At 42.9% G+C, this 26,436-nt stretch carries 24 protein-coding genes; 8 read left to right on the top strand and 16 right to left on the bottom strand.

Going from position 1 to position 26,436, the window contains the following annotated elements; translation table 11 throughout:
* Window positions 1-35 precede the first annotated feature (35 nt).
* The 8 genes from HXN26_RS00470 to HXN26_RS00435 all read right to left on the bottom strand — a co-directional run bounded on the left by HXN26_RS00470 (window position 36) and on the right by HXN26_RS00435 (window position 9,004).
* Window positions 36-755, bottom strand: coding sequence for a hypothetical protein (locus HXN26_RS00470; RefSeq protein ID WP_273158103.1), 720 nt, complete (start codon window positions 753-755; stop codon window positions 36-38).
* A gap of 73 nt (window positions 756-828) precedes the next feature.
* Window positions 829-1,545, bottom strand: a complete 717-nt coding sequence (locus HXN26_RS00465; protein WP_273158101.1) for a hypothetical protein — start codon at window positions 1,543-1,545, stop codon at window positions 829-831.
* The gene (locus HXN26_RS00460) at window positions 1,532-2,434 is read right to left on the bottom strand and encodes a hypothetical protein (RefSeq protein WP_273158100.1); all 903 of its coding nucleotides are present in this window, start codon (window positions 2,432-2,434) and stop codon (window positions 1,532-1,534) included. The genes HXN26_RS00465 and HXN26_RS00460 overlap by 14 nt, the downstream gene beginning before the upstream one ends.
* A gap of 77 nt (window positions 2,435-2,511) precedes the next feature.
* Entirely contained in the window at window positions 2,512-3,615 is a 1,104-nt protein-coding gene (locus HXN26_RS00455) for an Mrp/NBP35 family ATP-binding protein (protein ID WP_273158097.1), read from the bottom strand.
* A 678-nt stretch (window positions 3,616-4,293) separates the two neighbouring features.
* Window positions 4,294-4,779 carry a ferritin gene (locus HXN26_RS00450; protein WP_273158095.1) on the bottom strand — a complete coding sequence of 162 codons (486 nt, stop codon included), beginning with the start codon at window positions 4,777-4,779 and terminating at the stop codon, window positions 4,294-4,296.
* Between the two features lie 346 nt (window positions 4,780-5,125).
* Window positions 5,126-7,714 carry a hypothetical protein gene (locus HXN26_RS00445; RefSeq protein ID WP_273158093.1) on the bottom strand — a complete coding sequence of 863 codons (2,589 nt, stop codon included), beginning with the start codon at window positions 7,712-7,714 and terminating at the stop codon, window positions 5,126-5,128.
* 64 nt (window positions 7,715-7,778) lie between these two features.
* Window positions 7,779-7,949: a hypothetical protein gene (locus HXN26_RS00440; RefSeq protein ID WP_159102244.1), complete on the bottom strand. Its 171-nt coding sequence runs from the start codon at window positions 7,947-7,949 to the stop codon at window positions 7,779-7,781.
* A gap of 821 nt (window positions 7,950-8,770) precedes the next feature.
* Window positions 8,771-9,004 carry a hypothetical protein gene (locus tag HXN26_RS00435; protein ID WP_024999742.1) on the bottom strand — a complete coding sequence of 78 codons (234 nt, stop codon included), beginning with the start codon at window positions 9,002-9,004 and terminating at the stop codon, window positions 8,771-8,773.
* Between the two features lie 518 nt (window positions 9,005-9,522).
* On the opposite strand from HXN26_RS00435, the gene HXN26_RS00430 reads away from it, so the two are divergent.
* Window positions 9,523-10,482 (top strand): bifunctional methionine sulfoxide reductase B/A protein, encoded by a 960-nt coding sequence (locus HXN26_RS00430; protein WP_273158185.1) that lies wholly within the window; start codon window positions 9,523-9,525, stop codon window positions 10,480-10,482.
* 224 nt (window positions 10,483-10,706) lie between these two features.
* On the opposite strand, the gene HXN26_RS00425 is transcribed toward HXN26_RS00430, so the two are convergent.
* A complete protein-coding gene (locus HXN26_RS00425; RefSeq protein WP_024999740.1) occupies window positions 10,707-11,414 on the bottom strand; it encodes a four helix bundle suffix domain-containing protein in 708 nt (235 codons plus the stop codon).
* Window positions 11,415-11,590: 176 nt separating this feature from the next.
* Between HXN26_RS00425 and HXN26_RS00420 the strand changes: the two genes are divergently transcribed.
* Window positions 11,591-13,696, top strand: a complete 2,106-nt coding sequence (locus HXN26_RS00420) for a prolyl oligopeptidase family serine peptidase (protein WP_024999739.1) — start codon at window positions 11,591-11,593, stop codon at window positions 13,694-13,696.
* A 380-nt stretch (window positions 13,697-14,076) separates the two neighbouring features.
* On the opposite strand, the gene HXN26_RS00415 is transcribed toward HXN26_RS00420, so the two are convergent.
* The 7 genes from HXN26_RS00415 to HXN26_RS00385 all read right to left on the bottom strand — a co-directional run bounded on the left by HXN26_RS00415 (window position 14,077) and on the right by HXN26_RS00385 (window position 19,297).
* Window positions 14,077-14,205 (bottom strand): hypothetical protein, encoded by a 129-nt coding sequence (locus HXN26_RS00415; protein WP_262499288.1) that lies wholly within the window; start codon window positions 14,203-14,205, stop codon window positions 14,077-14,079.
* Window positions 14,183-15,004: a lysophospholipid acyltransferase family protein gene (locus HXN26_RS00410; protein ID WP_024999737.1), complete on the bottom strand. Its 822-nt coding sequence runs from the start codon at window positions 15,002-15,004 to the stop codon at window positions 14,183-14,185. Before HXN26_RS00410 ends, HXN26_RS00415 begins: the two co-directional genes overlap by 23 nt.
* Window positions 15,005-15,028: 24 nt before the next feature.
* Window positions 15,029-16,201, bottom strand: a complete 1,173-nt coding sequence (locus HXN26_RS00405) for a metallophosphoesterase (RefSeq protein ID WP_024999736.1) — start codon at window positions 16,199-16,201, stop codon at window positions 15,029-15,031.
* 5 nt (window positions 16,202-16,206) lie between these two features.
* On the bottom strand, window positions 16,207-17,559 hold the full coding sequence (locus HXN26_RS00400) for a dihydroorotase (protein ID WP_273158088.1): 1,353 nt from the start codon (window positions 17,557-17,559) through the stop codon (window positions 16,207-16,209).
* A gap of 36 nt (window positions 17,560-17,595) precedes the next feature.
* Complete coding sequence (locus HXN26_RS00395; RefSeq protein ID WP_024999735.1) at window positions 17,596-18,435, bottom strand: DUF4369 domain-containing protein; 840 nt, start codon at window positions 18,433-18,435, stop codon at window positions 17,596-17,598.
* 108 nt (window positions 18,436-18,543) lie between these two features.
* On the bottom strand, window positions 18,544-18,969 hold the full coding sequence (locus tag HXN26_RS00390; RefSeq protein ID WP_036888730.1) for a hypothetical protein: 426 nt from the start codon (window positions 18,967-18,969) through the stop codon (window positions 18,544-18,546).
* Window positions 18,953-19,297: an FtsB family cell division protein gene (locus tag HXN26_RS00385; RefSeq protein ID WP_024999734.1), complete on the bottom strand. Its 345-nt coding sequence runs from the start codon at window positions 19,295-19,297 to the stop codon at window positions 18,953-18,955. Before HXN26_RS00385 ends, HXN26_RS00390 begins: the two co-directional genes overlap by 17 nt.
* A 220-nt stretch (window positions 19,298-19,517) precedes the next feature.
* Between HXN26_RS00385 and HXN26_RS00380 the strand changes: the two genes are divergently transcribed.
* From HXN26_RS00380 to HXN26_RS00350, 6 genes are all read left to right on the top strand, one after another.
* Window positions 19,518-21,302: a DNA polymerase III subunit gamma/tau gene (locus HXN26_RS00380; protein ID WP_273158085.1), complete on the top strand. Its 1,785-nt coding sequence runs from the start codon at window positions 19,518-19,520 to the stop codon at window positions 21,300-21,302.
* A 76-nt stretch (window positions 21,303-21,378) separates the two neighbouring features.
* Window positions 21,379-22,062: a hypothetical protein gene (locus HXN26_RS00375; RefSeq protein ID WP_273158083.1), complete on the top strand. Its 684-nt coding sequence runs from the start codon at window positions 21,379-21,381 to the stop codon at window positions 22,060-22,062.
* Between the two features lie 101 nt (window positions 22,063-22,163).
* Window positions 22,164-22,862, top strand: coding sequence for a hypothetical protein (locus HXN26_RS00370; RefSeq protein ID WP_273158082.1), 699 nt, complete (start codon window positions 22,164-22,166; stop codon window positions 22,860-22,862).
* A gap of 20 nt (window positions 22,863-22,882) precedes the next feature.
* Complete coding sequence (locus tag HXN26_RS00365; RefSeq protein WP_273158080.1) at window positions 22,883-23,590, top strand: hypothetical protein; 708 nt, start codon at window positions 22,883-22,885, stop codon at window positions 23,588-23,590.
* A 20-nt stretch (window positions 23,591-23,610) separates the two neighbouring features.
* Complete coding sequence (locus HXN26_RS00360) at window positions 23,611-24,246, top strand: hypothetical protein (protein WP_273158078.1); 636 nt, start codon at window positions 23,611-23,613, stop codon at window positions 24,244-24,246.
* A 1,183-nt stretch (window positions 24,247-25,429) separates the two neighbouring features.
* Entirely contained in the window at window positions 25,430-26,425 is a 996-nt protein-coding gene (locus HXN26_RS00350) for an AAA family ATPase (RefSeq protein WP_273158075.1), read from the top strand.
* Window positions 26,426-26,436 lie beyond the last annotated feature (11 nt).

Here is a 26,436-nt window from a genome sequence, read left to right as displayed (position 1 = left end):
TACTTTTGTTTCAACGTACATAGCTGCAAGTGTGGTTATTGCACCTCTTTAGCAGTCTCGCTCTTTCTGTTATACCATAATATGATGTAGGAAAGAACGATTGATACCACCGTCATGGCGATGATAAAAGCTATTACAGGGGGCGAAACCTCGTACCAACCGCTGTGCCAAAACTTCTCTTTTGGCAGGATTGCAGGCACTGTGATGTAGAAAAACAATATGATTACAGAGCAGAAAACAAACGAATACTTTGCGAAGAATGTGGATACAAGGAAGAAAAACGATATGAGAAAGAATATGATAAGTAAGGTGCAACCTCCCTGTAAAGGGTAAAATCCTATCTCCCAAGGTGCTGGTTGCCATGAAGGACTGGCTACAAAGAGGTCTATTAGATGCCCACAAATAAAGAAAAACAAGGTGGGTAGCACAACAAAAATGCCGAAACGGACCAGCCATTCTTTGAAAGCACTTAGTCTTTTTGCCGATATTTGGTTCTTAGAACTCATTCCAAACGAGGCTACAAGGCAACAAGCAATGACCATAATGGGGTAGATTGACTCGATAACACTATAATTTCCGACATGTCCCGTAGGCGAACCAAACCCTCGAAAAGATGCGACGAAGAGCTCAACAATAAACATTAGCACCAGAGCAATGATGGTAATGTTGCGTTGTTTCTTTTTGATTGACTGCCATAAAGCCTTTGCGTAGGCCCTCATATATACGTTAGAATCAGAAAAACTTTGTTGTTCCATATTGTTGTATTATCTATTCTTTAATATTAAATGGTTGTTACAATTCCCTCTCTGTGGGCATGTTGCATTGCCATTAGTCGTCGAAATCGTAGTCTTCTTCCTTGTTCGACTTTATTTTATTGTACGATAGCAGTAGTAAGAACAACGCTATGCCAATGAAAATAAGGTTCAATGTTGGCGTTAAGTCGGTTATTAAATTACCCGTACGTCTGTATTTCACAAAGCTACTCTCCACTATATACATGGCAAGAGCCACTATAGGGACACCCAAAAAGAAGGTGTAGCGAGGGAGATAGAGCGATATGAGGAAGAAGAACGATGTAGAAAAAAAGATGAAAGCCAAGATATAGCTGGGCGAAATATCGTCGAGCATAACCTCCCAAGGCATGGGTTGGCTCTCTACAGAGAGGAAAACAGCGTCTATGAAGTGGGCAAAGAAGATGTAAAGGAGGGTAGGCGCTACAACAAAAAATAGCCAACGAGCGCTCCATTCCTTGAAAGTAGACAGCTTTCGAGCCGATAACAGGTTGGAACTGCCTGTGCCGAGCGAAGCCGTAAGGCTACAAGCAAGCAGTACGAAAGGGTATAACATACCGACTTCGCTGATTGAATAACTGTTACCAGTGGGCGAACCGATGCCTTTAAAAGTTCCGATAAACCCATCAATGAGTAATATCACTCCCATGAAAGCGAATGTTATGTACTTTATTTTCTTCTTTCTTAGAAGCCACAATTCTTGTAAATAGAACATGAAAGGGCTATCCTCAAAGTATTTTTTATTTCTTTCCATAAGGCTTAGCAATGTTTATCATCGGGATACTGTCGTGCCCATAGTTAATATCGCCAGGCTTTTTCTCTTGCACTTCGATTACTTTATACGACTTACGCGTAAGGTATGATACGTTGCCTTTGCCTGTTAGCAACAGCGTGTCCACCTTGCAATGCTTGTCGATGAAGTTCTGTTCCTCGTCAATATCTATGCGGAGGTTCTTTATTTTAGCTCGTCCAAAGTTTAATAGGTAGTCTACCCATGCCACCCAAAGTTGGTCTATCTTCGTGTTACCGTAAAGATGTAAGAAGGTGTTATAGGCAGCAGTGAAGTAAAGATCGGTGAAATTTACATCGAGAAGATTAAAGGTAAAGCCCGGACTATCGGTGCGAATGGCGCTGAAATCTTTCATTACCGTCATGTAAATGAAGATGGTATAGTCGTCAGCATCGTGTTTCATGGGGGCTAATTCTTCTTTTAATGAATCGGGAGTGTCCCATTGATTCAACACACGTTTATCGAAATCGGAGTAGTTGTGAATCAGTTTTTGTTTCTCAGTATCTATTTTTTCCCCCTTCGGAGTGGCATTTCCGTATAGCACCCCATCGTTTAATGTAATCTGAATTAGGTCTTTCGGGTACTTAATACAGCACTTGCGTGGGTCGTTGGTAGTTGTAACAATAACTTCATAAGATGCATTTGGCATATCGCGCAGCCATAATTCCTTTGCCCCATTGATACGTTCGATGGCGAAATGGTCTACATTTATCGGTTTACGTGCCGCCCTTTCCTGCTCCCATTGGTATTCTAAAGGAGGTTCACCGTCAGGCAGATTAAATCCAATGACGACCAATCCGCCCCATAGCACGGCGAGGTAGATGATTCCTAATAGTAATGGTACCTTCTTCATTCGCATCATAAAATATTGAGAAAGAAACAGGGGTGCAGTCTGCTTATTGTCAGACTGCACCCCTATATGGTTTGTTTTTATTCGTTATCTACACTAACGATCTTCGTCGGAGCTTGCTCTTTGTTGCGTCGGTTCACCACTGTTACAACAGCTTGGGCAAGGTTTATGAAGGCTTGACCGGTTACACTGTCGATGTTTACAGCCGAAGGCTCGCCCTTATCTCCGTTCTCGCAGATGCTTTGCACTATCGGAATCTGTGCCAAAAGCGGGCATTCCATTTCCTTCGCCAGCTGTTTCGCACCCTCTTTGCCAAAGATATAGTACTTATTATTGGGCAGTTCGGCTGGCGTAAAGTATGCCATGTTCTCCACTAAGCCCAGTATCGGCACGTTCACCTTATCGTTTCGGTACATGTCAATGCCCTTACGAGCGTCAGCTAAGGCCACGTTTTGCGGCGTACTTACGATAACTGCACCCGTGATGGCTAAGGTTTGGAGCAGCGTTAAGTGGATATCGCTGGTTCCTGGAGGCGTATCAAGAATGAAATAGTCCAACTCTCCCCAGTTGCCATCGGCTATTAGCTGTTTCAAAGCGTTGCAAGCCATGCTTCCGCGCCACAATGTTGCACTGTCGGGATTAACGAAAAAGCCAATAGAAAGTAGCTTTACGCCATACTTTTCAACAGGTTCGATGAGCTGTCGGCCGTCTTTTTCCACTGCAAAAGGGCGTGCATCTTCAACGCCAAACATCTTTGGCATGCTCGGACCGAATACGTCTGTGTCCAATAAACCCACCTTATAGCCCAAGCGAGCTAAGGCAATGGCAAGGTTAGCCGATACGGTGCTCTTGCCAACACCGCCCTTTCCCGAGCTAACAGCGATTACATTCTTCACCTGTGGTAGCATTTTTCCAACCTCAGGGCGTGGTGCTGACGTGTATTCGGTCTTGATTTCCACCTCAACATCCTTACTAACAGAGTAGTGAATCTGTGCTTCGGCAGCCTTAATGGTCGATTTCATGAAGGGGTCGGTCTCGCGTGGGAACACCAAAGTAAAGCTTACTTTGTTTCCATCAATGCGTATATCGTCAGCGAGCATATCGCTTTCTATCAAGTTCTTCTTAGTTCCGGGATACATTACCTGCTCCAAGGCGTCGGTAATGAGTTTTGGATATAATTCCATATTCGTCTTGTTTATATTGTATAGTGTTTGCAAAGTTACAGAAAAAACTTGAAGTTGCAAACGAATAACGGCGCCTATATTATTGGAAACTTTATTTTTAATGGTGCAATTGACCTTACAAAACAATTCAAAAGAAATGCTGAACAAGGCTATTTCAGGGCCCATTCCCTTCTACCAGCCCCGTGTTTGAAAGTCCATAAAATGATTCTGATTTTGTAAAGAAACTTCAATGAAAAAACTATAATAATTGTTTTGCGTTCTAAAAGCGCCTGTTTTGCGTTGCAATATAGGCACTTTTACCGAGCAAAACAGGCACTTTTGCAATGCAAAACAAGGGGTATTGCAAAGCGTTGTAGCTCAAACGATTACAGCGTTGAGGCTATACTGCGAAATGTTTACATTTTTTCGGTCCTGCAAGTGCGTTTTTTTGAGCTTACAGGTACGTCTTTTTCAGCTTGCAGGTCAGAGGTATTGTTTTTCTTTTAGCTTCTATCAATCTCCTCGAGTTTATAGTTTTTCCTTGTTTTCCAAGACATTCTTGTTTCCTTAGAACCCCTAACCCATTCATTCTTCCTAACCCTTCTACTCTCCATACCTTCCCACTCACAAAGAAAAAAAGAGGGATTAGGCACACTGCCTATCCCTCTCTTTGTTCCATTGTATAACTATGAAATATTCTTATTCACGCTCTCCAAGCTTGCGGTCGATGTGTGAAAGCGCGTGTAAAGGCATTTGCTCGAAGAGCAAGAGAATATTTTTCACGTTCTTCTCTTCCTCAACTTGTTCGTCAATATACTTTGCAACGAAGTTCTGCGAAGCACGATCTTTCTCTGCATCAGCCACATCTGCCAACTCGTTGATAAGTTCTGTAACGTGTTGTTCGTGCTTAAGTACAGCTTCGAACACCTCTTTAGCGTCCTTCCAGTCGTTCTTTACTGCAGGAATAGCGCCAATTGTAGGTACTCCACCACGTGCTATTAAGTAGTCAGCCATATCAAGTGCATGTCCTCTTTCCTCGTCAGCTTGCTTGAAAAGCCAGCTTGCGAAGCCGTTCCAGCCCTCTTTCTTGAACCAAAAAGCCATAGCGAGGTAAATGTTTGCTGACCATAATTCTGCTTCAATCTGCTTGTTAAAAGCAGCTTCCATTGTCTTGTTTATATCCATAATTACAATTCTTTTATATTATTATAATAGTATTATTGTTCTATTTCAGGTTGCAAAATTAGTCATTTTTTCTGAATTTTCCAAATAATATCCATACTTTTTATAATCTTTACAATCAGTTTCAAAAGCTAAATGCCCCCTCGTTTGAGTGTAGCCTGAGCCTTATAGCATCTGTTTTGCTTTACCATGAACACATGTTTTTACTAATATCAAAGAAGAACAAACCTTTTCTTTGATTACCACTAAATCTCTATGGTCTTATTTTAACTTAATAAAAAACTCGGTAGAGCATAGGCCCTACCGAGTTAATATATAGCGATTATTAATTTAGAATATTATGAATTCATTATTCCTTAATAGGAATTACGTTGACACCAAAGTGCAAATCTAATGGATAAGTGTCTGGAAGCATTTCTAAATGGTTGCCATTGGTGTAGGCAGCCATACCACGATGTGCAGTCTGACCAGGCCATATCCATTTTAGTTTTTCGCATGTCCAAATGTAACCAGTACCTACATTTTTATAAATATCATAGCCATTCTCGTTTGCTTTTGGGTCTGTTGCTACGCCTGGCTTATAGTATCCAGCTGTTGGCAAGAATGGTTTGCCTGCATATTTACCATCTTGGATAATGCTAAACGCTGCCCTTCGTGGTACATGGAAGCCTGCAGGAGATGGGTCGTAAACCGTTTTAATGAACGCACCAGCGTATGAATTGCCTGTCGTATTCTTAGCATCCCATAGGTTGTAATACGAGTTATCATTATTATGGTCGGTGTTCCAGTCGTACATTCCTTGTGTTGTTGTACTTGCACCAATGCCTTTGTTGCACTGACCAGCCCATGTTATTGGGTTTTGAGCAGCCTCTTTCAACGAGTATCCATTAGCTTTTGTTACGAATTTAGGATTATTTCCTAACAGCGGATCTTTACGTCCGAATTGATAGAACATTGCAGTACCAGTCTCTTTTGAACCTGGCGTTTGGATAACCTTAATGATTTTAGTTGCTCCCTTGCCATCTGCTCTTGTCTGTCTTAGCTTAATATGTATGGTACGATCAACGTCATAAGCAGTCTTAAACCATGTTTCATGTTTGAGACCGAGTGGCTCAAGCATGAAATTACCCGATGTAACGTTGGCTACTTCCTTACCTGTTATCCAGATATGCCAGCTCCAATAGATGGTATTACCCTTCTTTAAAGCAATGATTGCATTGCCTTCTTCGATGTTGTTTTCGTCAACTTTGAAGTTAATAAAGCGGTTCTCACCACTATTAGCAGTTACGCCTTCGGTTGTAACAAGTCCTGTTTTGCTTTCCCATATCACCTCAGCCTTATCGCCTTGCGTGATATAAGGCTGGTCAATATTGCCCCAACCGCTTTGGAAAATCTTTAAAGCATTGTCTCCTGAAACGCCACCTGGCTTATAAGCTTGCTCGTTTTTGGCACCATTATCCCATGCATTACCATATATTATAGGGATTTGATACTCGCCAGGGGCTGACACAATGTAGCAGTTAGCGGCTCTTCTTACACCATTTACTATTGATAGGTCAAGTCTTGATGTTGGTTTTGCAGCAGTTTTAAGAACTTTGTTACGCTCTGCCAATAGGTCTATAATGTCTGGATCGACAGTTACTGTGAGCTTAACACCAGCACTTCCACCATCGAAATTAGGTGCAGTGGCAGTTTTTACTTTGCCATTTGCAGAGGGAGCTATCCAAGTATTACTGCCATCGAGATTGTATCCTACAACTTCCCAAGGCTCTGCTTTATCGCGGTTTGTATTTGCTTCAGGATAGCCTTTTGGCCTTCTATAGCTGCGAATAAGGAACTCTGCTTGTGTCTGTGTATAGTTGAGAGTATTCGATTCTGGTGTTGCAGTGAGCATAAAGTCACGATCTTCCGTATCGTTAGTGTTCGAAATCTTATATGTTTTAGTAGTTCCTTGCACCCATTCCTTGCCTCCTATCGACGCAGTCCAAGTCTTACCGCCATTGAAAGTAATCTTTATTTTGGCTGTACTTGGCAATGTTTGAGGGAGCATTAGGAATGTTCCTTCGTTAGGATTCAGTATGGTTCCCTCTACATTAGCGGTAGAAGTGCCAGTTGTTCCATAGTCGAGTGTGAAGGTAGTAGGGGTTGAATAGCCATCAGCTTCCCACTTTTGTTCGGTGAGATTGAACTTACCTTTGCCGTAAACACCTATCAATTCGATCTTCTCAACCTTACGATTGTACGACAAATCCTTACCGATTTGGAAGATAATAGCAGTTGTTGCGTGGGTGAAAGGCAGTGTGATTTTGTTATCAGTCTCGTACTTATTGAATGTCAAATTCTCGTTGGCTGCCACCAAAAGATCGACTTGATTCTTTGCATTAACCGCTGGGCTGTAAGTGATAACAGGCTTTGTTGGTGTTGTAGCAGTATTTGGGGTGATGCTCAAACCAGTAGCAGTTGCAGGGCAAATGGCATAGAACGACAATGCGCTTGCTTCTCTTACCTTCCATTCTTTAGGTGTTGCCATCACGCCGTTGCTCCCTACTTGTGCATTATAAAGGTAGGCTGGCTGTTCTCCTGGCTTAGCTGCGAAGACGCTAAAGTTGGCATCTACGGCTGTCTTAATGCTACCACGTGTAGCTGGTGTAATCTGCATTGGGTTTACACCTTCGATGGTTGATTCGTCTATATAGAAGCCTTCAGAGCCTTCTCCTTGCAAATCGATGGTACGAGTTGCATATACTGAAGCTGCATGAGTTTTAGGAAGAGACGCTTCAGAAGTCTCTTGCACATCGTTAACGTCGAATCTGATGCCCTCAGTAATATTCTCTTCAGGGTTTGGAAGAGCCTCAATATTACTACAAGCTGTTACAAATGAAGCTGCAATCGCAACTATGCCTAACATCGCATAGGTTGCTTTCTTTGTTTTATTCATTTTCTTTTTCCCTTGTTTTAATTTTTAAATGTTGTCTTGAATCTTTTGAATTATAGTTGAAAGGTTATTCAGCATTCTCGTCTTCCAACTCTTCTGTACCGCCGTCAGCAAATGGTTTAAGCGTTGATTCAAATCTATCCATACGCTTTTGGCGCTGCGAATCGGTTAACATATATCCTTCCACTTGAAGAGGATATACTTGTGTCGTAGGTGTTTTATACACTTCTTTTCTCATTATTAAATTAAAATTTTATATTGTTATTAAATATCAAACACGTTAAAACTGGTAAGTTTCTACAATACTGACTTAGTTATTGTGGGCCTATGGCGATAATTTCGCTGCAAATATAAGACTATTTTCTTTAATATGCAAGGAAAAATTAAAAAACTATTATAAATGTATAGGAAAGTCGTTTCGGCTCAATGAAACCTCATTTCACATCTTTTTAGTTTATAAAAGCCAATTGCGCAGGTGTCGATAGCGTGGTTTTTACTATTCCAGAAGACCAAAACAATTCGGCAAAATAATCGGTTTATTACATAAGTTTTACGCCAACAATGTCTATTTTACCCCTTTCAGTAAGTCGAAAGAATTTGTGTGGAGGGTGCAAAGAAGGTGTTTAGTTTGTAAAGAAAGTACATGCTAAATCCGAAAGTAAACTGTTTGGCGTTGCAATAGTGCCTGTTTTGCGTTGCAATAGTGCCTGTTTTGCGTTGCAATATAGGCACTTTTGGCGTGCAAAACAGGCGCTTTTGCATTGCAAAACAATGGGTATTGCAAAGCGTTGAAATATAGAAAGTTACACGATTTAGTCTGTTTGAAAAAATGTTTACATCGTTGCGGTGTTGAAAATACTTGGATTTTGTTTTTCGTGGTATGGGTAAGTGCATTGCGAAACTGCGTTTCTTGTTCTGCTATGGTTGGGCAAATGACGAACGACAATCTGCCAAGTGGTGGCAAACATCTACGTTATGAGCAATAAAAAAGGGGATTAGGTACACGACCTTTCCCCCAAATCGACTTATTTTATAATATTAAACAATGATGTCTGATAATTATATTGTATTGTTTTCGTCTTGTATTTCTACTTCGTTTTCCTTTTGTTCAGTCTTTGCTCCTAATGTTCTTCCAGTGATAGGGATGGTTCCTATAATAGCGCCCGGAATTGTTGGAAGTGTCGTTTCAAACCCTTTTGCGCCGCTTCTGCTTCCTGATCCTGTAAGTAAATAGCCTTCTATCTCCAATGGATAAACTTTAGTTTTAGGCGTTTTGTACATCTTTTTCTTCATAACTAAGATAAATTTTTATGTTGTTTGTGAAAATTAAATAACCCAAAAGGGACCATATTTTCTATCAAATATCCCCTTCTTAGGCATTTAACGTGAGAACTATGCGGCAAATTTACAACTATATTTTAATATATGCAAGTAAATATTAAGAAATAATTATGAATATTATAAAAAACAATTCAAACCGAAAGTAACATTAATTTCATCACTATTTAGTTAAAAAAGAGCAAATAACGCTATGTGGTTGGATATTTTTTAGTACTTTAGCATCACCAAAATATAAACATGAATAGATGATGAAAAAGCGAACTTTTATAACAGACACAATGCATTTGCCCTACATTTTTAAGTGGGCAATGTGTGTTCAGAAAGCAAGAACCCTACATTTTGTTTTGTCGTTTTTCGTATTATGTTGCGTTGCGATGGGTGCGTCGTGCAGCAATAATACCAAGTGGACAGCCAATGGAGGGGGCGATTCTACAAACATTAAAAATAATACGTCAAACAAAACAAGCAATATGACAATAAGAAAGTTCACCAAACCCGACGACGAAACACTCCGTCGCCAGCTCACAGCAGAACAATATGCCGTTACGCAGCACGCTGCTACCGAGCGACCGTTTACCAATCAGTACGACAAAGAGTTTCGTCCAGGTATCTATGTAGATATTACTACGGGCGAACCGCTATTCTCTTCCACCGACAAATACGACTCGGGGTGCGGCTGGCCCGCCTTTTCGAAGCCCATAGACAAGCGTCTTTTGGTAGAGAAAGCCGACAATTCGCATGGTATGCAGCGCATCGAAGTGAAGAGCCGCACAGGCAATGCCCACCTTGGACACGTATTCGAAGATGGTCCAACCGATAAGGGCGGATTGCGTTACTGTATCAATAGTGCTTCGTTACGCTTTATTCCGCTTGCCGAAATGGAGAAAGAAGGTTATGGAGCGTACACCAAACTGGTGCGCAAAGAGAAAGAAATATACGTTGCAGGCGGTTGTTTCTGGGGCACAGAACACTACATCAAGCAGATAAAAGGAGTGCTATCGACCGAAGTGGGCTATGCTAACGGCAACACAAAGAACCCTACTTACGAAGAAGTATGCACCGATGCCACTGGATTTGCCGAAGCAGTGCACATCAAATACGACCCTAATGTGGTGTCATTGGACTTCCTTGTGAAGCTATACTTTGTGTCTATCGACCCCACAAGCTATAATCGGCAGGGCAACGACCGCGGTTCGCAGTACCGAACAGGGGTGTATTACACCGACCCAGCCGACCGTTCTATTATTAAAAAGGTGTTCGATGCGGAAGAACGCAAGTATTCTGTGCCGCTCGAAGTGGAACTTCTTCCGCTTAAGAATTTCTATACGGCGGAGGAATATCACCAAGATTATCTTGAGAAGAACCCTCAGGGGTATTGCCATCTGCCCTCGTCGCTGTTTGAATATGCGAGGAAAGCGAGGCAGAAATAGTGCTTCTAGGAAGGCTAGGAAATCTAGAAAGGATAGGAAACTAGGGATTCTAGGAACCCTAGGAGCCCTAGAAAGGATAGGAAGCTAGGGGCTCTAGAACCCCTAGAACCCCTAGGAAAACTAGGAAAACAAAACCTTTAGGGGCTATGTTTCAACATAGCTCCTAAACATTGGCAGGAAGCAAAAAGAAACCCTTTCCTTAATGCTACCCCCATTATTGCTGGCTACCTTTGCAATTTTTGGTGCAGCCTTTCCACCTCTTGGCGCAGCGTCTGTGCCTCGCTTTGTAGCCTTCCCAGCTCGGTTTTAAGCTGCAAATTCTCTGTTTGCAGCTTTTTTAGTAACTCGTCCTGTGCCTTGCGATAGCCTGTTCGTGCAGCATGCATACGTTCTTTAATGCCCCCTTGTTCGATAAACATCTTCTCCAATCGGGCCAAATAGCTACACATCATCTTATCTGTGATGTGGCAAAGCGTCAGTAACGTGTTGCAAAACTCCTCTGCTGTCCACTTGTTGGCGTAAGATAGATAGTCGTTCGCCTTGTTGTGATATTTGCAAAAACGCAGCATGGCATTGTAACGAGAATGCTCTGATGTCCAACGAGTAAGACAACGAGTGTGCAAAAAGTCGTCGTAGTCCTCGCGTAACTCCTGCAACGAACTGCGTGCAACGTTAAGAAGCTTCAGCTCCATCTCCGTTGATGTGTTGCCATCTTCTATGCCTTCCACGATGTTTTGCTTACCCGAACGAGCCGCTTGTACCATTTGATCGACCGTGCGGTCGCCATATTTAGGTAGAAAACGCTGACAAAAGACATACGTTAGCTGATAAATAGCATCGGCCTTTTGGTAGAAAAACAATTCGTTATAAGGCACATTCTTTCGCAAAACACTTACCTCTTTTTCATGTTTTTCCTCTTCTGGTTTGTTCATAGTAGTTGTAGTTTGTAACATTGTAACTATTAAGATGCCGTGCAAAGATAGTTATTTAACGTACTTACGACAAGTATCGGAACGAAAAGTTTTAGGAAACACTCCACAACAATATAAAAAATATTACTATCTTTGTAGCGTTTGAGAAATCTGAATAACATTAACCTATATATAAAATGAGTAAAATTATCGCCTTATCGGCACTCGCGCTGACAACAACAACAATGACAGCACAGAACATTACCTATCCTAAAGCACCGCAAGACGGTACGATAGACACTTACTTCGGGGTGAAAGTGGCCGACCCTTTCCGCCCTTTGGAAGACGACAGAAGCCCTGCAACAGCCGCATGGGTAGAGGCTGAGAACCAAGTAACCAATGCTTACCTCTCTAAAATACCCTTCCGTGCAAAACTATTGAAACGCTTGAAGGAAGTGGCTGACTTTGAAAAGGTGAGCACTCCGTTTAAGAAGAACGACAAATGGTACGTGTATAAGAACAACGGACTACAGAATCAGAGCGTTCTTTACCAAATGGACGAGCTGGGAGGACCGCTCCGTGAGTTCCTCGATCCTAACAAATTGAGCGACGACGGCACTGTTGCGCTGCAAAGCACAAGCTTCTCTAAAGATGGAAAATACATGGCTTACGTTATCTCGCGCAGCGGTAGCGACTGGCAAGAAATATACGTGAAGGACATTGCAACGGGCGAATTGCTGACCGACCACATAGAATGGGCGAAGTTTGGAGGCGCACAATGGTGTGGCAACGGCTTCTATTATAGTGCTTACGACGCCCCCGAAAAAGGCAAAGAGTTTAGCTCTAAGAACGAAGTCCACAAGGTTTACTACCACAAGATAGGTACTCCACAGAGCCAAGACGTATTGTTCTACCAGAACCCTGCCTATCCTTTGCGCTTCTATTCGGTATCTATCAACGACGAAGAAACCATTATGTTCCTCTACGAGAGTGGCGCTGGCTCTGGTCAGAACGTCTATGTGCGCGACCTTCGTGTGCCAAACGCTCAGTTTATACAGATGACTTCCAACCTCGATATGCAGTATAACCCCATCGGAACCATCGGTGATAACATCTATATGCTTACCAACGACGGTGCACCACGTGGACGAGTGATGGTTGCAAACATACATAAACCAGGCTTTAAAGACTGGAAAGAGCTGGTACCAGAGAGCAAACACATGCTCGACAACGTAGAGTTTGCCGACGATAAGATGGTGCTTACCTACAATCAAGATGCATCGACACACCTTTATCTCTACACCATTGACGGCAAAGAGATAACCGAAATAAAGCTCCCTACCGTTGGACGAGCAGGCTTTAGCAGCGAACGCGGACAGAAAGAGTGCTTCTACAGCTTCTCTTCGTTCACTGTTCCGGGCACCATTTACCAGTACGACATTGCGCAAAACAAGAGCACGCTCTACACAGCACCTAAGGTTAAGTTCGACCTTAACAAGTATACTACACAGCAAGTGTTCTTCACCAGCAAGGACGGAACACGTGTTCCGATGTTCCTTACCTATAAAAAGGACATGAAACGCAACGGCAAAAATCCTGTATTCCTATATGGATACGGCGGCTTTAACGTTGCTTTGCCACCCAGTTTCTCGTCTATGCGTATCCCATTCCTTGAGAATGGCGGCATATATGTACAGGTAAACCTCCGCGGCGGTAGCGAATATGGAGAGGAATGGCACGTCGCTGGCACCAAGATGCAGAAGCAAAACGTGTTCGACGACTTTATTTCGGCAGCCGAATGGCTCATTACCAACAACTTCACAAGTAAGAATCACATCGCAATAGTGGGCGGAAGCAACGGCGGTTTGCTCGTTGGCGCATGTATGACACAGCGTCCCGACCTCTTCAAAGTATGTATTCCACAAGTGGGAGTAATGGATATGCTGCGCTATCATAAGTTTACTATCGGCTGGAACTGGGCCCCTGACTACGGAACGAGCGAAGATAGCAAGGAGATGTTCCAATACTTGTATGGCTATTCGCCTCTGCACAACTTGAAGAAGGGCGTAAGCTACCCTGCAACTCTCGTTACAACAGCCGACCACGACGACCGTGTGGTACCTGCTCACTCGTTCAAATTCGCTGCAACTTTGCAGGAATGTCAAGGCGGTTCAGCCCCTGTGCTTATCCGAATCGATAGCAAAGCGGGTCACGGAAGCGGCAAACCATTGGCGAAACAGCTCGAGGAACAAGCCGATATATACAGCTTTATTATGTACAACATGGGCATGAAGTTTAAATAAACGCCCACTGAAGACACGCCATCTGCCTATGTTTCGCTGCTTTTGGCGAACCTAACGCAGTAGGATAGTGCCGATAACAGCATCGCCCCCCAACCACTTGCGCATCTTCAGCAAGGGGTTGGGGGCGATTTATTTTACCAATATAGAGCAGGAATATAGTCTTTTGCTCGTTCTATATTTCTAACGATTGCAGATAAAAAAATACATGATGAAAAGCCGATAATATCAGGCTTGTTTTGTAAAGAAAATACATAAGAAAAGTCGTTGCAGTTGTTTGGCTTCGCAAAAGCGCCTGTTTTGCGTTGCAATATAGGCACTTTTGCCGTGTAAAACAGCCGCTTTTGCAATGCAAAACAAGGGGTATTGCAAAGCGTTGTTGGTCAGGCGGTTATGCGGTTGTGGCGGTTTGGCGAATTCTTTACAGTTTTATGGGTGTGGTGTATGTCCGTTTCAGCAACGTTTCCGCCTGCAAAGACATCGCCGTTTCTATTGGTCTGGGTTTTCCACATACCCCTTATATTCTTCCACCAGTCCACTTTCTATTTTTTCGTATGCCTCTTCCATCATCGCTTTCACATATTCGGCACCCTTCCCTTTCGGCTCTATGGGTTTGTGAATGGTAAGTTTTAGGGGGTGCCAATTAGGCAAATGCCAGTCTTTTGTGCGTGGCATTACGTTGAAAGACCCATTGATGGTAATCGGACAAACGGGCAGTTCGAGTTCGTCGGCAAGCATAAACGCACCACGACGGAACAAACCTAAGTGGCCCGTAAAGGTGCGTGCGCCTTCGGGGAATACCACTACCGACATGCCTTTGCGCAGTGTTTTGCGTGCTTCGTCGTAGGTTTTCTTTATCTTACTTGCCCCCGATTTATCAACAAAAATATGGTGAGCGTATTCGCAGGCAAGGCCAACGAAAGGTATTTTGCGTATGCCTTTCTTCATCATCCATTTAAAGTTGCGCCCTAAAAAGCCGTAGATGAGGAAGATATCGAAAGCCCCTTGATGGTTGGCAACGAACACATAACTTTGGTTTTGTTGTAGGTTTTCGTGCCCTTCCACCTTTACAGGCAACAGCAAAAGGCGGAGAGTGAACATTCCCCATAGTCGTCCTGGCTGGTAACCCCAGAAGTGGCCATTGCCGAAACGGCAGCCAACCACCGTTACAACCGCCGTAAGGATAGAAGAAAAGAGAAACAGCGGTACGAAAATAAAGATACCATAAAGCCGATAGAGCAAGGTAAGCACTATGGCGAGGGGCGTGCTGCGCTGTGTAGAAACAGCATTAAGGTTGTCGTTCTGTTGCATTGAAGTTTTTCTTAAAGCCTTTTATTAAGTTGTTTTAGCCTTTAGCGTAATTACCACAATCTCGTTTGGCATATTCAGACGGAAGGGTACTAAGCCGCCCAAACCATCTGTTACGTTAAGTATGTTGTTGCCACTGCGGTAAATACCGTAGTCGTATTTCTCTCTGATATGCGTAGGACGGAATCCAAAAAACTGCATTTGTCCGCCGTGTGTGTGGCCGCTCAGCGTTAGCTGTGCAAGGTTTTGCGGCAGTATATGGCGCTTCCAAGCCGATGGGTCGTGCTGCAACATGATGACGAAGTTGCCCTGTTGCACCCCTTCGAGCGCCTTTTTGTAGTCGGCTTTCTGTGGGAATGGTGGCTTACCATCGTTCTCTGTGCCTGCAATAATAATGCTGTCGTTGCCTTTGTGTATGGCAATATGGCTGTTTTGCAGTAGGTTCCAGCCCAGTTTATTGCGTACAATGTCTTCAAATTCCCTGTTTTGTTGCTTTCGTTGTTGCTGTGTAAGTTTCACGTATTCAGTGTAATCGTGGTTGCCCCTTACCGCAATGGCGTTCTTCATGCCCTGTTTCAGCAAGTCGGCAACAGGCAATAGCTCGCTCGGACGCATGTTTTGCAAGTCGCCCGTAAACAATATTAGGTCGGGATTGATACGCTTTATGCTGTCCATTTCGTCTTCCAGAATACTCGTTCGCCAGCTTGTGAAGGTGCCAACGTGGAGGTCCGACACGTGAACGATGCGGTATCCGTCGAAGTTTTTGGGCAAATTGTGTAAGTAAAGCGTTTCGTGGCGCACCTTTATCTTCGTAAATCCGAAGGTAAAGCCGTACAAAAAGGCTGCAAAAGCGACTATTCCGATGGCAAAACCCACGCCATGACCATAGTTGCGACGCTTTTTAGCGATGGTTTTCTGTACCAATGAGCCAACAAGAGAGCAGAAAGAAAAGACAGCTTTCGGTCCTGCAATAGCGCCTAAGAGGAATAAATAAGTGTAAAGCCAAGTAAGATTGGCAGGTGCAAAGTTGCGTATAGAAGCCAGAACGCTGGTGTAAACAACAAGGAAAATCGTAGGAATCCACCATGCCAGTCGTTGAAACCACTTAACATGTATGCGCTTACGGAAGAAGTAGGCGTCTATATAAACGTCAGAAAGTACGATGACAAGCAGCAGAGGTATAACAATTCTGGCAATCATAAGCTTTATATATTTTCGTCGCGGAAATGCAGTTGTTCGCCTCGATAGTCGGTATCAAACCTATCAACATCGAGTATGTGGGCGCCATTGCATAGGGTGTGCATCACCTTCCAATTATATTGGTGTCCCTGCATAGGGCTCCATTTGCATTTGCTCTGTATGTTTTCTTCGCTAACCGTCCAAGCCGTGTTCGGCTTAACGATGGCAATGTCGGCACGATAGCCCTTGCGCAAGAAACCACGTTGGCTGATTTGGAAGAGTCGGGCAGGGGCGTGCGCCATAAGATCTACCAAGCGTTCGATGCCGATAATGCCGTTATCGACCAGCTCGAGCATAGTGGGTAGAGAGAATTGCACCATCGGCATGCCCGAAGTAGCACTTGCACAACCGCCTTGTTTCTGCGATAATAGGTGAGGCGCATGGTCGGTTGCCACTGTCGTAATGCGTCCGTCGGCCAGTGCTCGGCGCAGTTCGGTACGGTCGTGAGCCGTTTTTACCGATGGATTGCACTTGATTAAGGCCCGTTTTGTGGCATAATCGTCATTCGTAAAGTACAGATGCGCAATCACAGCCTCCATAGTTACGAAGTCGCGGACATGCGGTTGCTGCAACAAATCCAGCTCTTTGGCAGTCGAAAGGTGGGCAATGTGGAGGTGCGTCTTATGCTTTAACGCCAGTTCCACAGCCAATTTAGAACTTTGTATGCACGCTTCTTCGCTGCGTATCTCGTGGTGATGAATAATATCAGGGTCGTCGCCGTACAGCGATTTCGCCTTTTTCATGTTGTCGCTGATAATGCCTGAGTCCTCGCAATGCGTCATTACAGGCAGACCTTCGGCTGCAGCGGTGGCAAAAATGCTCTCTAATGCGTTGCGACGGTCCACCAACATGTTGCCCGTTGAGGCTCCCATGAAAAGTTTTACGCCTGGAACGCAGTGCTTATCAAGCTGTTTAATGGTTTCGCTATTGGCATTTGTGGCACCAAAAAAGAACGAATAGTTGATGTGAGAGCTGCGTTGGGCACGCTCGAACTTATCGTTCAGAGCCTCGATAGTCGTAGTTTGCGGACTGGTATTAGGCATTTCGAAGAACGAAGTAACCCCTCCGAAAGCGGCAGCACGGCTCTCCGACTCGATATTAGCCTTATCCTCCATTCCCGGTTCACGGAAATGAACGTGCGTATCAATGACTCCTGGTAAAACAAAGCACCCCGTGGCATCGATGATTTCATCGAAATTGCCACGGGGTGCTTCCTGTTCTGTAATGATATCGGCTATCTGATTGCCTTCAATGACGATTGCGCCACTGAAACTTTGTCCTTCGTTGACAATCGTTCCGCCATGAATGAGTTTCCTCATTGTATTGTTAATGTATTATATAATGTGTACTTTCTGTTATCTAACCACTGCTGTGTCGCCTGCCATTTCAGCTGGAGTAGGTGGCGCAATGCTTGGATTTTGCGTGCTAACGTCAGGTGTTGGCATTTCCATACCATTCATTTCCTTCTGCGCTCGTTGGAATTTATTGTAGAAATCCTTTATGGCTGGGTTGTTCTTAAATATGTCTGAAGCCTTTAGCATGATGTATTCTACCCATGAAGACAACTGGTTGTTAGCGTTCATATAAAGGTAGTCGTTCATCCAAACGGGGTATGCGTTAGGTGTCATATCGTACGATACACGGGTAAGAAAGCCCCAAACGCCCAGCGTATTATCGAAGTTCTCGGTGATAAACGACGTAAACAGCTTGTCGATATTACCATAAACTAACAACGCTTTCTTGATAAGTCGAGCGTCAGTGGCCGCTTCGTCGTGTCCATTCATGATGGCAACGCTCTCCTCATGGTCTATTTCTACATATTGATTGCGTAGCTGTGTGAACTTTGTCCAGAATGTATTAAGCTTGTCATTCAGCGGTGTTCCACTCACACGGAGCTGCGTATTGTCGAGATTAAGATGTATTTTGCCCTCCTCAAGTACGATGGGGAACTGCAAATTCATATCGTCCATGTACACTTGAGCGACCTGTACAGAGTCGAGAGTGCCTGTAAAAGAGAACTCTCCATGCACAACTTCGCACGAATCGAGGGTAATTAGCGTATCGGCAGAACCTCCCTTGAGATACAATTTACGTCCATCAAGGTTGGAAATGTTAGACGTTCCCTGTATGTCATACGACTTAGCGCACGATGTGAATGCTAATAAGGTAATAAGAGCGTATAGTATTTTCTTCATAGAAAGTTATCTTATTCTGTCTTACAAAAGTACAACGTATATGTGAAGTGATGAAAGTTTTTCATTGAATTTAAAACAATTGTCGGGTTTTTAGGCTTTTTTTCAAGTTTATGTTTGGCTTTCTTTCTTGATTAAATGGTCGATTCGATGAATCGTGTAAAGCTCTATTGCAGTCGCAATGAGCAACACTACCACCCAATTATGATAGAAAATGTTTACATAAGTAGTGTATCCGCTTATCGAATTAACGAAAAACGGCCTTATAATTCCGTAGATATCCTCTACCATAAAAAGTCCTGCGAGAATGAAACCGAAGTCTGCTATCAACATAATTTTGCGCAAACGTCGTATTGTTAGGTCTGTTCCAAGGTATTGTTGTCGCATTTGCATGGTACTAAAGCCTATGGCTCCGATGAGCATAACTATGCAAGCAATGTCTTGTTTGATGAAGAATGTGAAGAGGCAGGTGCCTATTGCCATCATCAAACCGCCTAAGGCGTAGATGAATATTTCTATTTTATTCAGTTGTCTCATATAAGTTTTTACCCTTAGAGGGCTGTTCGTCGTCGCTCAAAACAAATATATCTTCGTCATCAGCCTTCATGAAATAACGCTCACGGGCTATCTTTGCCATGGCATCAGGGTTTGTTTTCAGCTCCTTTAGCCTTTCCATGTCGTGCTGATACTGCTTTTCGTATTTTGCAATTTCAGTGTTTAGGTCTTCTATTTGGTAGTAACATTCCATGCGTCTGCGGAAGCTATTCTCGTCGAAAACGCCCACAATGAGAACTCCAAGTATTATAACGATATGATACCTGAAGCGACTTATGAATGAGAAAATATGTCCTGTAACCTTATTCACTAGTTCCTTATAGTTATTATGATAGCCATTTGCAAATGTCACTGTGCTGCAAAGCTGTGTCGATGGCATTGTAGCTATGTTCTGCAAAAGTAATGAAAACTTTTTGAAAACAGGGGAGCTATTGCCATATTTTATGCTTATTAACAATTAAATACGTTATGCAGACTCCCCATTCTCTTACTTTTTATTATCTTTGCATCACTAAATGATAAAAAGAACTATGGACGAATACATCGTTTCGGCACGAAAATACCGACCCATGTCGTTCTCTTCTGTAGTGGGACAGCAGGCTCTTACCACAACGTTGATGAACGCAGTGAAGAACGGAAAGCTTGCCCACGCTTACCTTTTCTGCGGCCCTCGTGGTGTAGGAAAGACTACTTGCGCGCGCATTTTTGCTAAGACCATCAACTGCAATAATCCTACTGAGCAGGGCGAAGCGTGCAATAAGTGTGAGAGTTGTCAGTCTTTCAACGAGGGAAGGAGCTACAACATCTTCGAACTTGATGCTGCAAGCAACAACTCTGTAGAGAATATTAAGACGTTAATGGAGCAGACTCGCATTCCACCACAGCTTGGACGGTACAAGGTTTTCATCATTGACGAGGTGCATATGCTATCCACTGCGGCTTTCAACGCGTTTCTAAAGACGCTGGAAGAGCCGCCCGCACATGTCATTTTCATTCTTGCGACGACGGAAAAGCATAAGATTTTGCCTACCATACTATCGCGTTGCCAGATCTATGACTTCGAACGTATGTCGGTATCGGGCATCATCAACCACCTAAAAGAGGTTGCCGAGAAAGAAGGTATCGCCTATGAAGAGCAGGCATTGAACGTGATTGCCGAGAAAGCAGACGGTGGAATGCGCGATGCTCTTTCTATTTTCGACCAAGCAGCGAGCTTCTCTCAGGGCAACATAACCTATCAAAAGGTGCTTGAAGACCTTAATGTGTTGGACTCAGAGAACTATTTTAACATCGTGGACTTGTCTGTTGAGAACAAAGTTCCAGAGATTATGGTACTCTTAAACAACGTCATTAACAAAGGATTTGATGCTGGAAACCTTGTGAACGGCTTGGCATCGCATGTTAGAAACGTGCTAATGGCGAAGGATTCGCAGACACTTCCGCTGCTCGAAACCAGCGAACAGCAACGCCAACGCTATCAAGAGCAGGCGGCAAAGTGCCCCACTCAGTTCCTTTATAAGGCTTTGGAGGTGATGAATCGTTGCGATGTGGAATACCGACAGAGTTCCAACAAGCGTCTGTTAGTGGAACTTACGCTCATACAAGTGGCACAAATAACGCAGAAAGACGACGATGTGCCCAGCTCGGGGCGTAGCCCTAAGCAGCTAAAAACCCTGTTCAGAAATCTTATTATAAAGGCTCAACCGCAATCAGCGTCGCAGGTAGCTGGGGCGAGCCGTAGGCATAACGCTCACGAAAACGAGCGTGAAGGTGTGGAAATGCACGTTACCGCCAGCACCAAAACCCCTCCCGTAAACACTACTCCCACTATTCCCGCCATGCCAAAGGTACGATTAGGCAGTCTTGGAATGTCGTTTCAGAACTTGATGAAGGCTGAAAAGAAAGAGGAAAAGGAGGAAGAAGAGATAGAAATAACCAACAAAGACGAGAATCAAAGCTTTACTTCGCAAGAGCTAATCGTCGAATGGAAGGGCATGTGCAACCGCATTGCGAAGATGAACGCAGGCTTAGCGCAGCGCATGAAGATAATAAAGCCACAGAAATTGGCTGACGGAAAGATTGAAGTTGTGGTTGGAAACAAAATCCTTCTCGACGAAATGAAAGCCATTCATGGGCGTATCCGTGCTACGATGGCGCAGCGTTTGCACAACGGACAAATCGATGTGGTGTTGCGATTGGCAAAGGCTGAAGAGATTAAACCCATTCTCACACCTCGTCAAGAGCTGGAGAAGATACAGCAACAAAACCCTTCTATCAAGAAACTTATAGACCAGTTAGGACTTAAGATAGAGTAAACAAAAACGTAAACAAGCTGTTTTTGACTTTTATTATCCTAACTTTTATAAGTCATCAGCATTATAATCATCAATTATGGAAACAGATATTGCAGAAGAAGTTATACACGGGATTGGTCCAATACTACTCGAAGCAGCCGTTCTTTTCGGTGTTGTAATCGCTTGGATAGTGGCACTTTTCTTCGGAGCTATGGCTACCCGACCATCGTTTACCAAGTGGAAAGATGTATTAAAAGAACGTTTTTGGGCGTTCGTTATTACTTGTTCGCTATCTGTTATAACCATTGCCGCCATCTTTTGGGCAAGTTTCGACTACCTTTCTTTGGGTGTAGTCTCAATTCTTTTAATCGTTCTTATCGTTTCAGTCCCCCTCTATTTTGCTTATTTATATATACGTATGCGGATTTGGATAGCCACCAATCCCAACTATGCCGTGCTCGTTTTCAAGAACGAAACAGGGCATATGTTTTCTCATACCACTAAGATAAAAACGATAGATGGCGTGTATGGCCAAAGCAAAATAATGTTTTCATCGATGGGTAAATACTTGGTGGTATCAGGAAAGCATAAGTTTAGTTTTGTAGTATCCGAGAAACAACCCAGCGGTCGCTATTCTATCCCAATCGAATTATTCGACGATGACATAGAAATAGACCTAAAACCAGGCGGATTATACGTTGTAGAAGAACACGATGCGTCGCTCTCCGTAAGTGTTTCTTTAAGCTGTTTTGCCCCTAATATCCATCAGACAACAGAATAAAAACCATCGACAGAGCCTCTGCAAGTTCCTCTACGAGCAGCTCGGTTCCAGATTTTAGCAAAACAATATCTTAACGAATAAAGTAAAATAATATCATCATTATGAATGCGGCTACTATCTATTTTCTTTTATTTCTGTGGTGGGTAATTAGCTATTTAGCTGTTTCTTACCTGGTAAACCCGTCTCATGTGCGTTGGAATAACCCTATAAAGCAAAGTCGTTTCGTTGTTAATTCGGCTTTTTTGCTATCCCTTGTCAGCATAGTTGTGCATTCATACCTAACGATAACGAGCTATCAAAGGCACAACAACATTGAGTTTAGATCATTATCCGACTTCAATGCATGTCTTCACGACCCTCTAGCAAAGCCTATCTTTGGCTTAGATTACGCGTTGATGTCATTCGTTTTATTTGTATTTTTTGCTGTTCCGCTTTACAACCACTTGCGTTTAATAAGGTGGATAGGGAAGAATCCGAACTATTCGATACTCACTTTCAAGGTGTTACCCGAGATGCCGCCTCGCAAAATATTTATATTCAGCATAGATAATAAGTATTCTTGTGGCGGAAGATACATCTTGTCTTATTATAAATATTTGGTGTTGCCAGGCAAACATAAGTACCAATTCTGGTTGGGAGAACTTCATGGAAAGGGCAGCTATAGGCGTTTGTTCGGCCAAGAAATGGACCTTGATTTGTTGGCAGGGCATCAATACATTGTAGAAGAAGATGCTATGGAAGATAAGTTCAACTTTTATGAAACTGCGTCAGTTACCGATAGATATAACGAAAGTAAATAAACAAGTAAAAAAAATAGGTTATGAACATTGATTTTTTTTGGATTTTAAGTTTGTGGTTACTATCCTTTTTGGTGGCTATTTTGCTATATGATAAATGGACCGCCCCCATTCTCGATCGATGGAACAACCTATTAGGACGGAGCGTTAAATTTGTAACACTTAGCGGTACCCTTCTTTTTATCAGTATCTGTGTGTTCTGTTACAAAACTATTGAGTGGGAAGTGTCTTCTAACAATACCGAAATTCGGAACTCTAACAGTCCTTCTTCCGATGATTCAAAGCCCAGAGTTATCTTCTCTGAAAAGGGCGATTTCATCTACATATTAGTTGTTCTATCTCTGGCATTTGCCTATTTTCTTATTCAAAACCAGCGTTTAGAGCGATGGATAAGCGAACACCCAGACTACGCCATACTGGTTTTCGACCTTCAGGATAAGGGGTATGTGAAGCAAAAAGCGAGAATATTGAACGATGGTTTCCTACCTATTAGCAGAGGACTTGCCATACGCACCTTTAACGAATACTTGGTTGTGCCAGGCCAACACACATTTCATTTTGAGGTGAAAGAAAGTCGTTTTAAAGGAAACGATAATGTTTTGTTCACCCAGCACATGGACCTCGACTTAGCGCCAAGCTCGATGTATATTATCAAAAGAGAAGGTATGGACGGAAAATTGAACTACCACTTTAAGTGCAAAGCCCCCAAAACTGATAATACAACCTTATAAGGAAGAAAATAAAACCCAGTATGAACATCGACTCTTTTTGGATTCTTACAGCATTGTGGATACTCCCATTTGTTGTTATTAATATGTTGAGAAGTCGTAAACGATTGCCTCTCGACAGGTGGTACAATCCCTTAAAGGTGGCAAAAGCCGAACTAATGGTGTTTACTGGGGCGGCTCTTATAAGCATTGCGTACATCTTTTACTTATATCTTCAGTCGAAAACATTTATAGTTTATAGCTATATAGGTTTAGTTCTGTTACTAATCATGTACATTTATACTACCTCTCTTGTTACATACTTGCGGTTGAGGCTATGGATAAACCAGCATCCCGACTACGCATTCTTCGTTTTAGACACTCCACATTCGTGGATAAAAGGCCACCATAAGCTGCATATTGGAAAGATGAACGGTGTGAAGGAGGGCAGAGGAATGAGCTTTTCGTTAGATGACGAAATATTTATTGTGTCTGGAAAACACAATTTTAGTTTTGATATACTGAGTAGAGATGGCAAGAGTTCAAGCTATTTGTACACCGATTACATAGACCTCGACACCGCAGCAGGCACGATGTATGTGTTCAAAGAAAAACAAAACGAAAAGAAGCTATACCTCAGTCATACCAATTTAGCCCCAGAAACGAATTTAAAATCGTAAGTGATGTTTATCAACTAACTGGTATTCAGCTTCTTTTATCACCTTGTTTTGTTAAGGTATATATCTGCCGTAGTAGATTCAAAATATTGCCGTTCGTCGTTCTCAATGGCTGTTTTTTAGCTTTGAACTTAGTCTTCCGTTTCTCCATATCCGCTCCGAGAACCCCATACCCCCACGCTTTTATTTTGTAAAGAAAACACATGTAAAAAGTCTTCTCAGTTCTTTTGCGTTGCAAAAGCGCCTGTTTTGCGTTGCAATATAGGCGCTTTTGTCGTGCAAAACAGGCACTTTTACAACGCAAAACAATGGGTATTGCAAAGCGTTGATAGTAAGAGTGTTACACGATTTGGTAGCTTTGACGAAATCTTTATATTTCAATTGCCATATTTTCGTCCCTTTCCAGCCCCTTAAGAACACAGCCAAAGCCTTGTATCTTGGCAGTTATCACACTTGAAATAAGTCGCCTATAAAAGGTCAGAAGAGTAGGGCAGCACAGCATTGCTGCCAGTTCCACCCCACAAAAATAGCCGTATGGCGCAAAGAAAAAGAAAGTAAAAAAACAAAAAAGATTCTTTAATGTTTACAAATTTAGATGGAAATCATTAACTTTGCATCGCTCAATGATGAAAAAGGGCGATATTTTTGCAACGCTAAAGGCACATTTTTTTGCCGTTACAGCGACTCAGAAAGAAGGTTTTAATACCCCTTTTAGAACAGAAAAACGACCCAATGGAAGCAGCAGAAAACAAGTTTTGCTCAAAGAAAGAACCATCTACAAATCAGACAAATGTCATGAATAGTTTTAGTAATCGTTGAGATTGGCAAGTCAGACCAATCCTACTGCGCTGTAACACTGCCCAAAGCAGTAGTTGGCCAGCACACCGAACGGCGACAATTCGCTTAATTCGGAAAAGGGAAAAACATCGTCTGTCCGCCTTACATAAATCGACCTTAAAAAGTAAAGTTATTAAATATACTACTTAGAGCCTCTGGTGCGTGATGCATCGGAGGTTTTTTCATGTGTTAATTTGTTGTCTTTTCTGCTTTTTTCCTCAAAGTTTCCTAATTTCTAATACCTATCAGCCTTTTTTAATATAATTTAGTTGTAAAGCTGATACGATTACGCTTATAATGTATTACTTTTGCGTAGATATTATAAGAAAGTGGAAAAAACTTAACAATTATGGCAGAAGCTATAGATATTCGTGAACTAAACATAAGAATAGAACAAAAGAGTGCGTTCGTAACAAACCTTGTTACAGGAATGAATCAGGTCATTGTGGGTCAGCAACATCTCATCGACTCGTTGCTCATAGGTCTGCTTAGCGATGGACATATCCTGCTTGAAGGAGTGCCAGGCTTGGCAAAGACCCTCGCAATAAAGACACTTTCGCAGCTCATCAATGCCCGTTACAGTCGCATACAGTTTACTCCCGACCTTCTTCCTGCCGATGTTGTAGGAACTCAAATCTACTCGCAGAAAGAAGAAAAGTTTCAGGTTAAGAAAGGCCCCGTGTTTGCAAACTTCGTCTTAGCAGACGAAATTAACCGCGCACCAGCCAAGGTTCAGAGTGCATTACTCGAAGCAATGCAAGAACATCAGGTTACTATTGGCGAGGAAACCTTTACTTTGCCAGCCCCTTTCATGGTGATGGCAACGCAAAACCCAATAGAACAAGAAGGTACATACATGCTTCCAGAAGCTCAGGTAGACCGTTTTATGCTCAAAGTAGTAATCGATTATCCAACCTTAGAGGAGGAAAAACGTGTCATTCGTGAAAATCTTCGCGAGCATTTGCCTATCGTTACCCCTATCGTAACGGCCGAAGAAATATTAGAAGCACGCAAAGTGGTGCGCGAAGTGTACATCGACGAGAAGATAGAACAATATATTGCAGACATCGTTTTCGCCACCCGCTACCCCGAACGCTATGGTTTGACGAACTTAAAGCAGATGATTACCTTCGGCGGAAGCCCTCGTGCAAGTATCAATTTAGCAAAGGCTGCACGAGCATACGCCTTCATTAAGCGTCGCGGATATGTGGTTCCAGAAGACGTTCGTGCTGTGGCACACGACGTATTGCGCCACCGTATCGGTCTATCATACGAGGCAGAAGCCACCAACATCAACACAGAAGGCATCATAAGCGATATCATTAACAAAGTGCAAGTGCCATAAAGGCAGCAAAG

The organism is Prevotella aurantiaca (assembly GCF_015262605.1).
Taxonomy (GTDB): Bacteria; Bacteroidota; Bacteroidia; order Bacteroidales; family Bacteroidaceae; genus Prevotella; species Prevotella aurantiaca.
Note: the sequence above shows the minus strand (reverse complement) of the source record. Positions and strands in the feature narration are given on the sequence as shown.

Bases quoted from the DNA above. Each gene is read 5' to 3' on its own strand.
- HXN26_RS00460 (WP_273158100.1), bottom strand. From the start codon at position 2,434: ATGAAGAAGGTACCATTACTATTAGGAATCATCTACCTCGCCGTGCTA.
- HXN26_RS00380 (WP_273158085.1), top strand. From the start codon at position 19,518: ATGGACGAATACATCGTTTCGGCACGAAAATACCGACCCATGTCGTTC.
- HXN26_RS00440 (WP_159102244.1), bottom strand. From the start codon at position 7,949: ATGAGAAAAGAAGTGTATAAAACACCTACGACACAAGTATATCCTCTT.
- HXN26_RS00370 (WP_273158082.1), top strand. From the start codon at position 22,164: ATGAATGCGGCTACTATCTATTTTCTTTTATTTCTGTGGTGGGTAATT.
- HXN26_RS00360 (WP_273158078.1), top strand. From the start codon at position 23,611: ATGAACATCGACTCTTTTTGGATTCTTACAGCATTGTGGATACTCCCA.
- HXN26_RS00425 (WP_024999740.1), bottom strand. From the start codon at position 11,414: ATGAACAAACCAGAAGAGGAAAAACATGAAAAAGAGGTAAGTGTTTTG.
- HXN26_RS00465 (WP_273158101.1), bottom strand. From the start codon at position 1,545: ATGGAAAGAAATAAAAAATACTTTGAGGATAGCCCTTTCATGTTCTAT.
- HXN26_RS00450 (WP_273158095.1), bottom strand. From the start codon at position 4,779: ATGGATATAAACAAGACAATGGAAGCTGCTTTTAACAAGCAGATTGAA.
- HXN26_RS00405 (WP_024999736.1), bottom strand. From the start codon at position 16,201: ATGATTGCCAGAATTGTTATACCTCTGCTGCTTGTCATCGTACTTTCT.
- HXN26_RS00350 (WP_273158075.1), top strand. From the start codon at position 25,430: ATGGCAGAAGCTATAGATATTCGTGAACTAAACATAAGAATAGAACAA.
- HXN26_RS00445 (WP_273158093.1), bottom strand. From the start codon at position 7,714: ATGAATAAAACAAAGAAAGCAACCTATGCGATGTTAGGCATAGTTGCG.
- HXN26_RS00410 (WP_024999737.1), bottom strand. From the start codon at position 15,004: ATGCAACAGAACGACAACCTTAATGCTGTTTCTACACAGCGCAGCACG.
- HXN26_RS00375 (WP_273158083.1), top strand. From the start codon at position 21,379: ATGGAAACAGATATTGCAGAAGAAGTTATACACGGGATTGGTCCAATA.
- HXN26_RS00420 (WP_024999739.1), top strand. From the start codon at position 11,591: ATGAGTAAAATTATCGCCTTATCGGCACTCGCGCTGACAACAACAACA.
- HXN26_RS00430 (WP_273158185.1), top strand. From the start codon at position 9,523: ATGACAATAAGAAAGTTCACCAAACCCGACGACGAAACACTCCGTCGC.
- HXN26_RS00470 (WP_273158103.1), bottom strand. From the start codon at position 755: ATGGAACAACAAAGTTTTTCTGATTCTAACGTATATATGAGGGCCTAC.
- HXN26_RS00455 (WP_273158097.1), bottom strand. From the start codon at position 3,615: ATGGAATTATATCCAAAACTCATTACCGACGCCTTGGAGCAGGTAATG.
- HXN26_RS00415 (WP_262499288.1), bottom strand. From the start codon at position 14,205: ATGTGGAAAACCCAGACCAATAGAAACGGCGATGTCTTTGCAGGCGGA.
- HXN26_RS00400 (WP_273158088.1), bottom strand. From the start codon at position 17,559: ATGAGGAAACTCATTCATGGCGGAACGATTGTCAACGAAGGACAAAGT.
- HXN26_RS00395 (WP_024999735.1), bottom strand. From the start codon at position 18,435: ATGAAGAAAATACTATACGCTCTTATTACCTTATTAGCATTCACATCG.
- HXN26_RS00390 (WP_036888730.1), bottom strand. From the start codon at position 18,969: ATGAGACAACTGAATAAAATAGAAATATTCATCTACGCCTTAGGCGGT.
- HXN26_RS00365 (WP_273158080.1), top strand. From the start codon at position 22,883: ATGAACATTGATTTTTTTTGGATTTTAAGTTTGTGGTTACTATCCTTT.
- HXN26_RS00435 (WP_024999742.1), bottom strand. From the start codon at position 9,004: ATGAAGAAAAAGATGTACAAAACGCCTAAAACTAAAGTTTATCCATTG.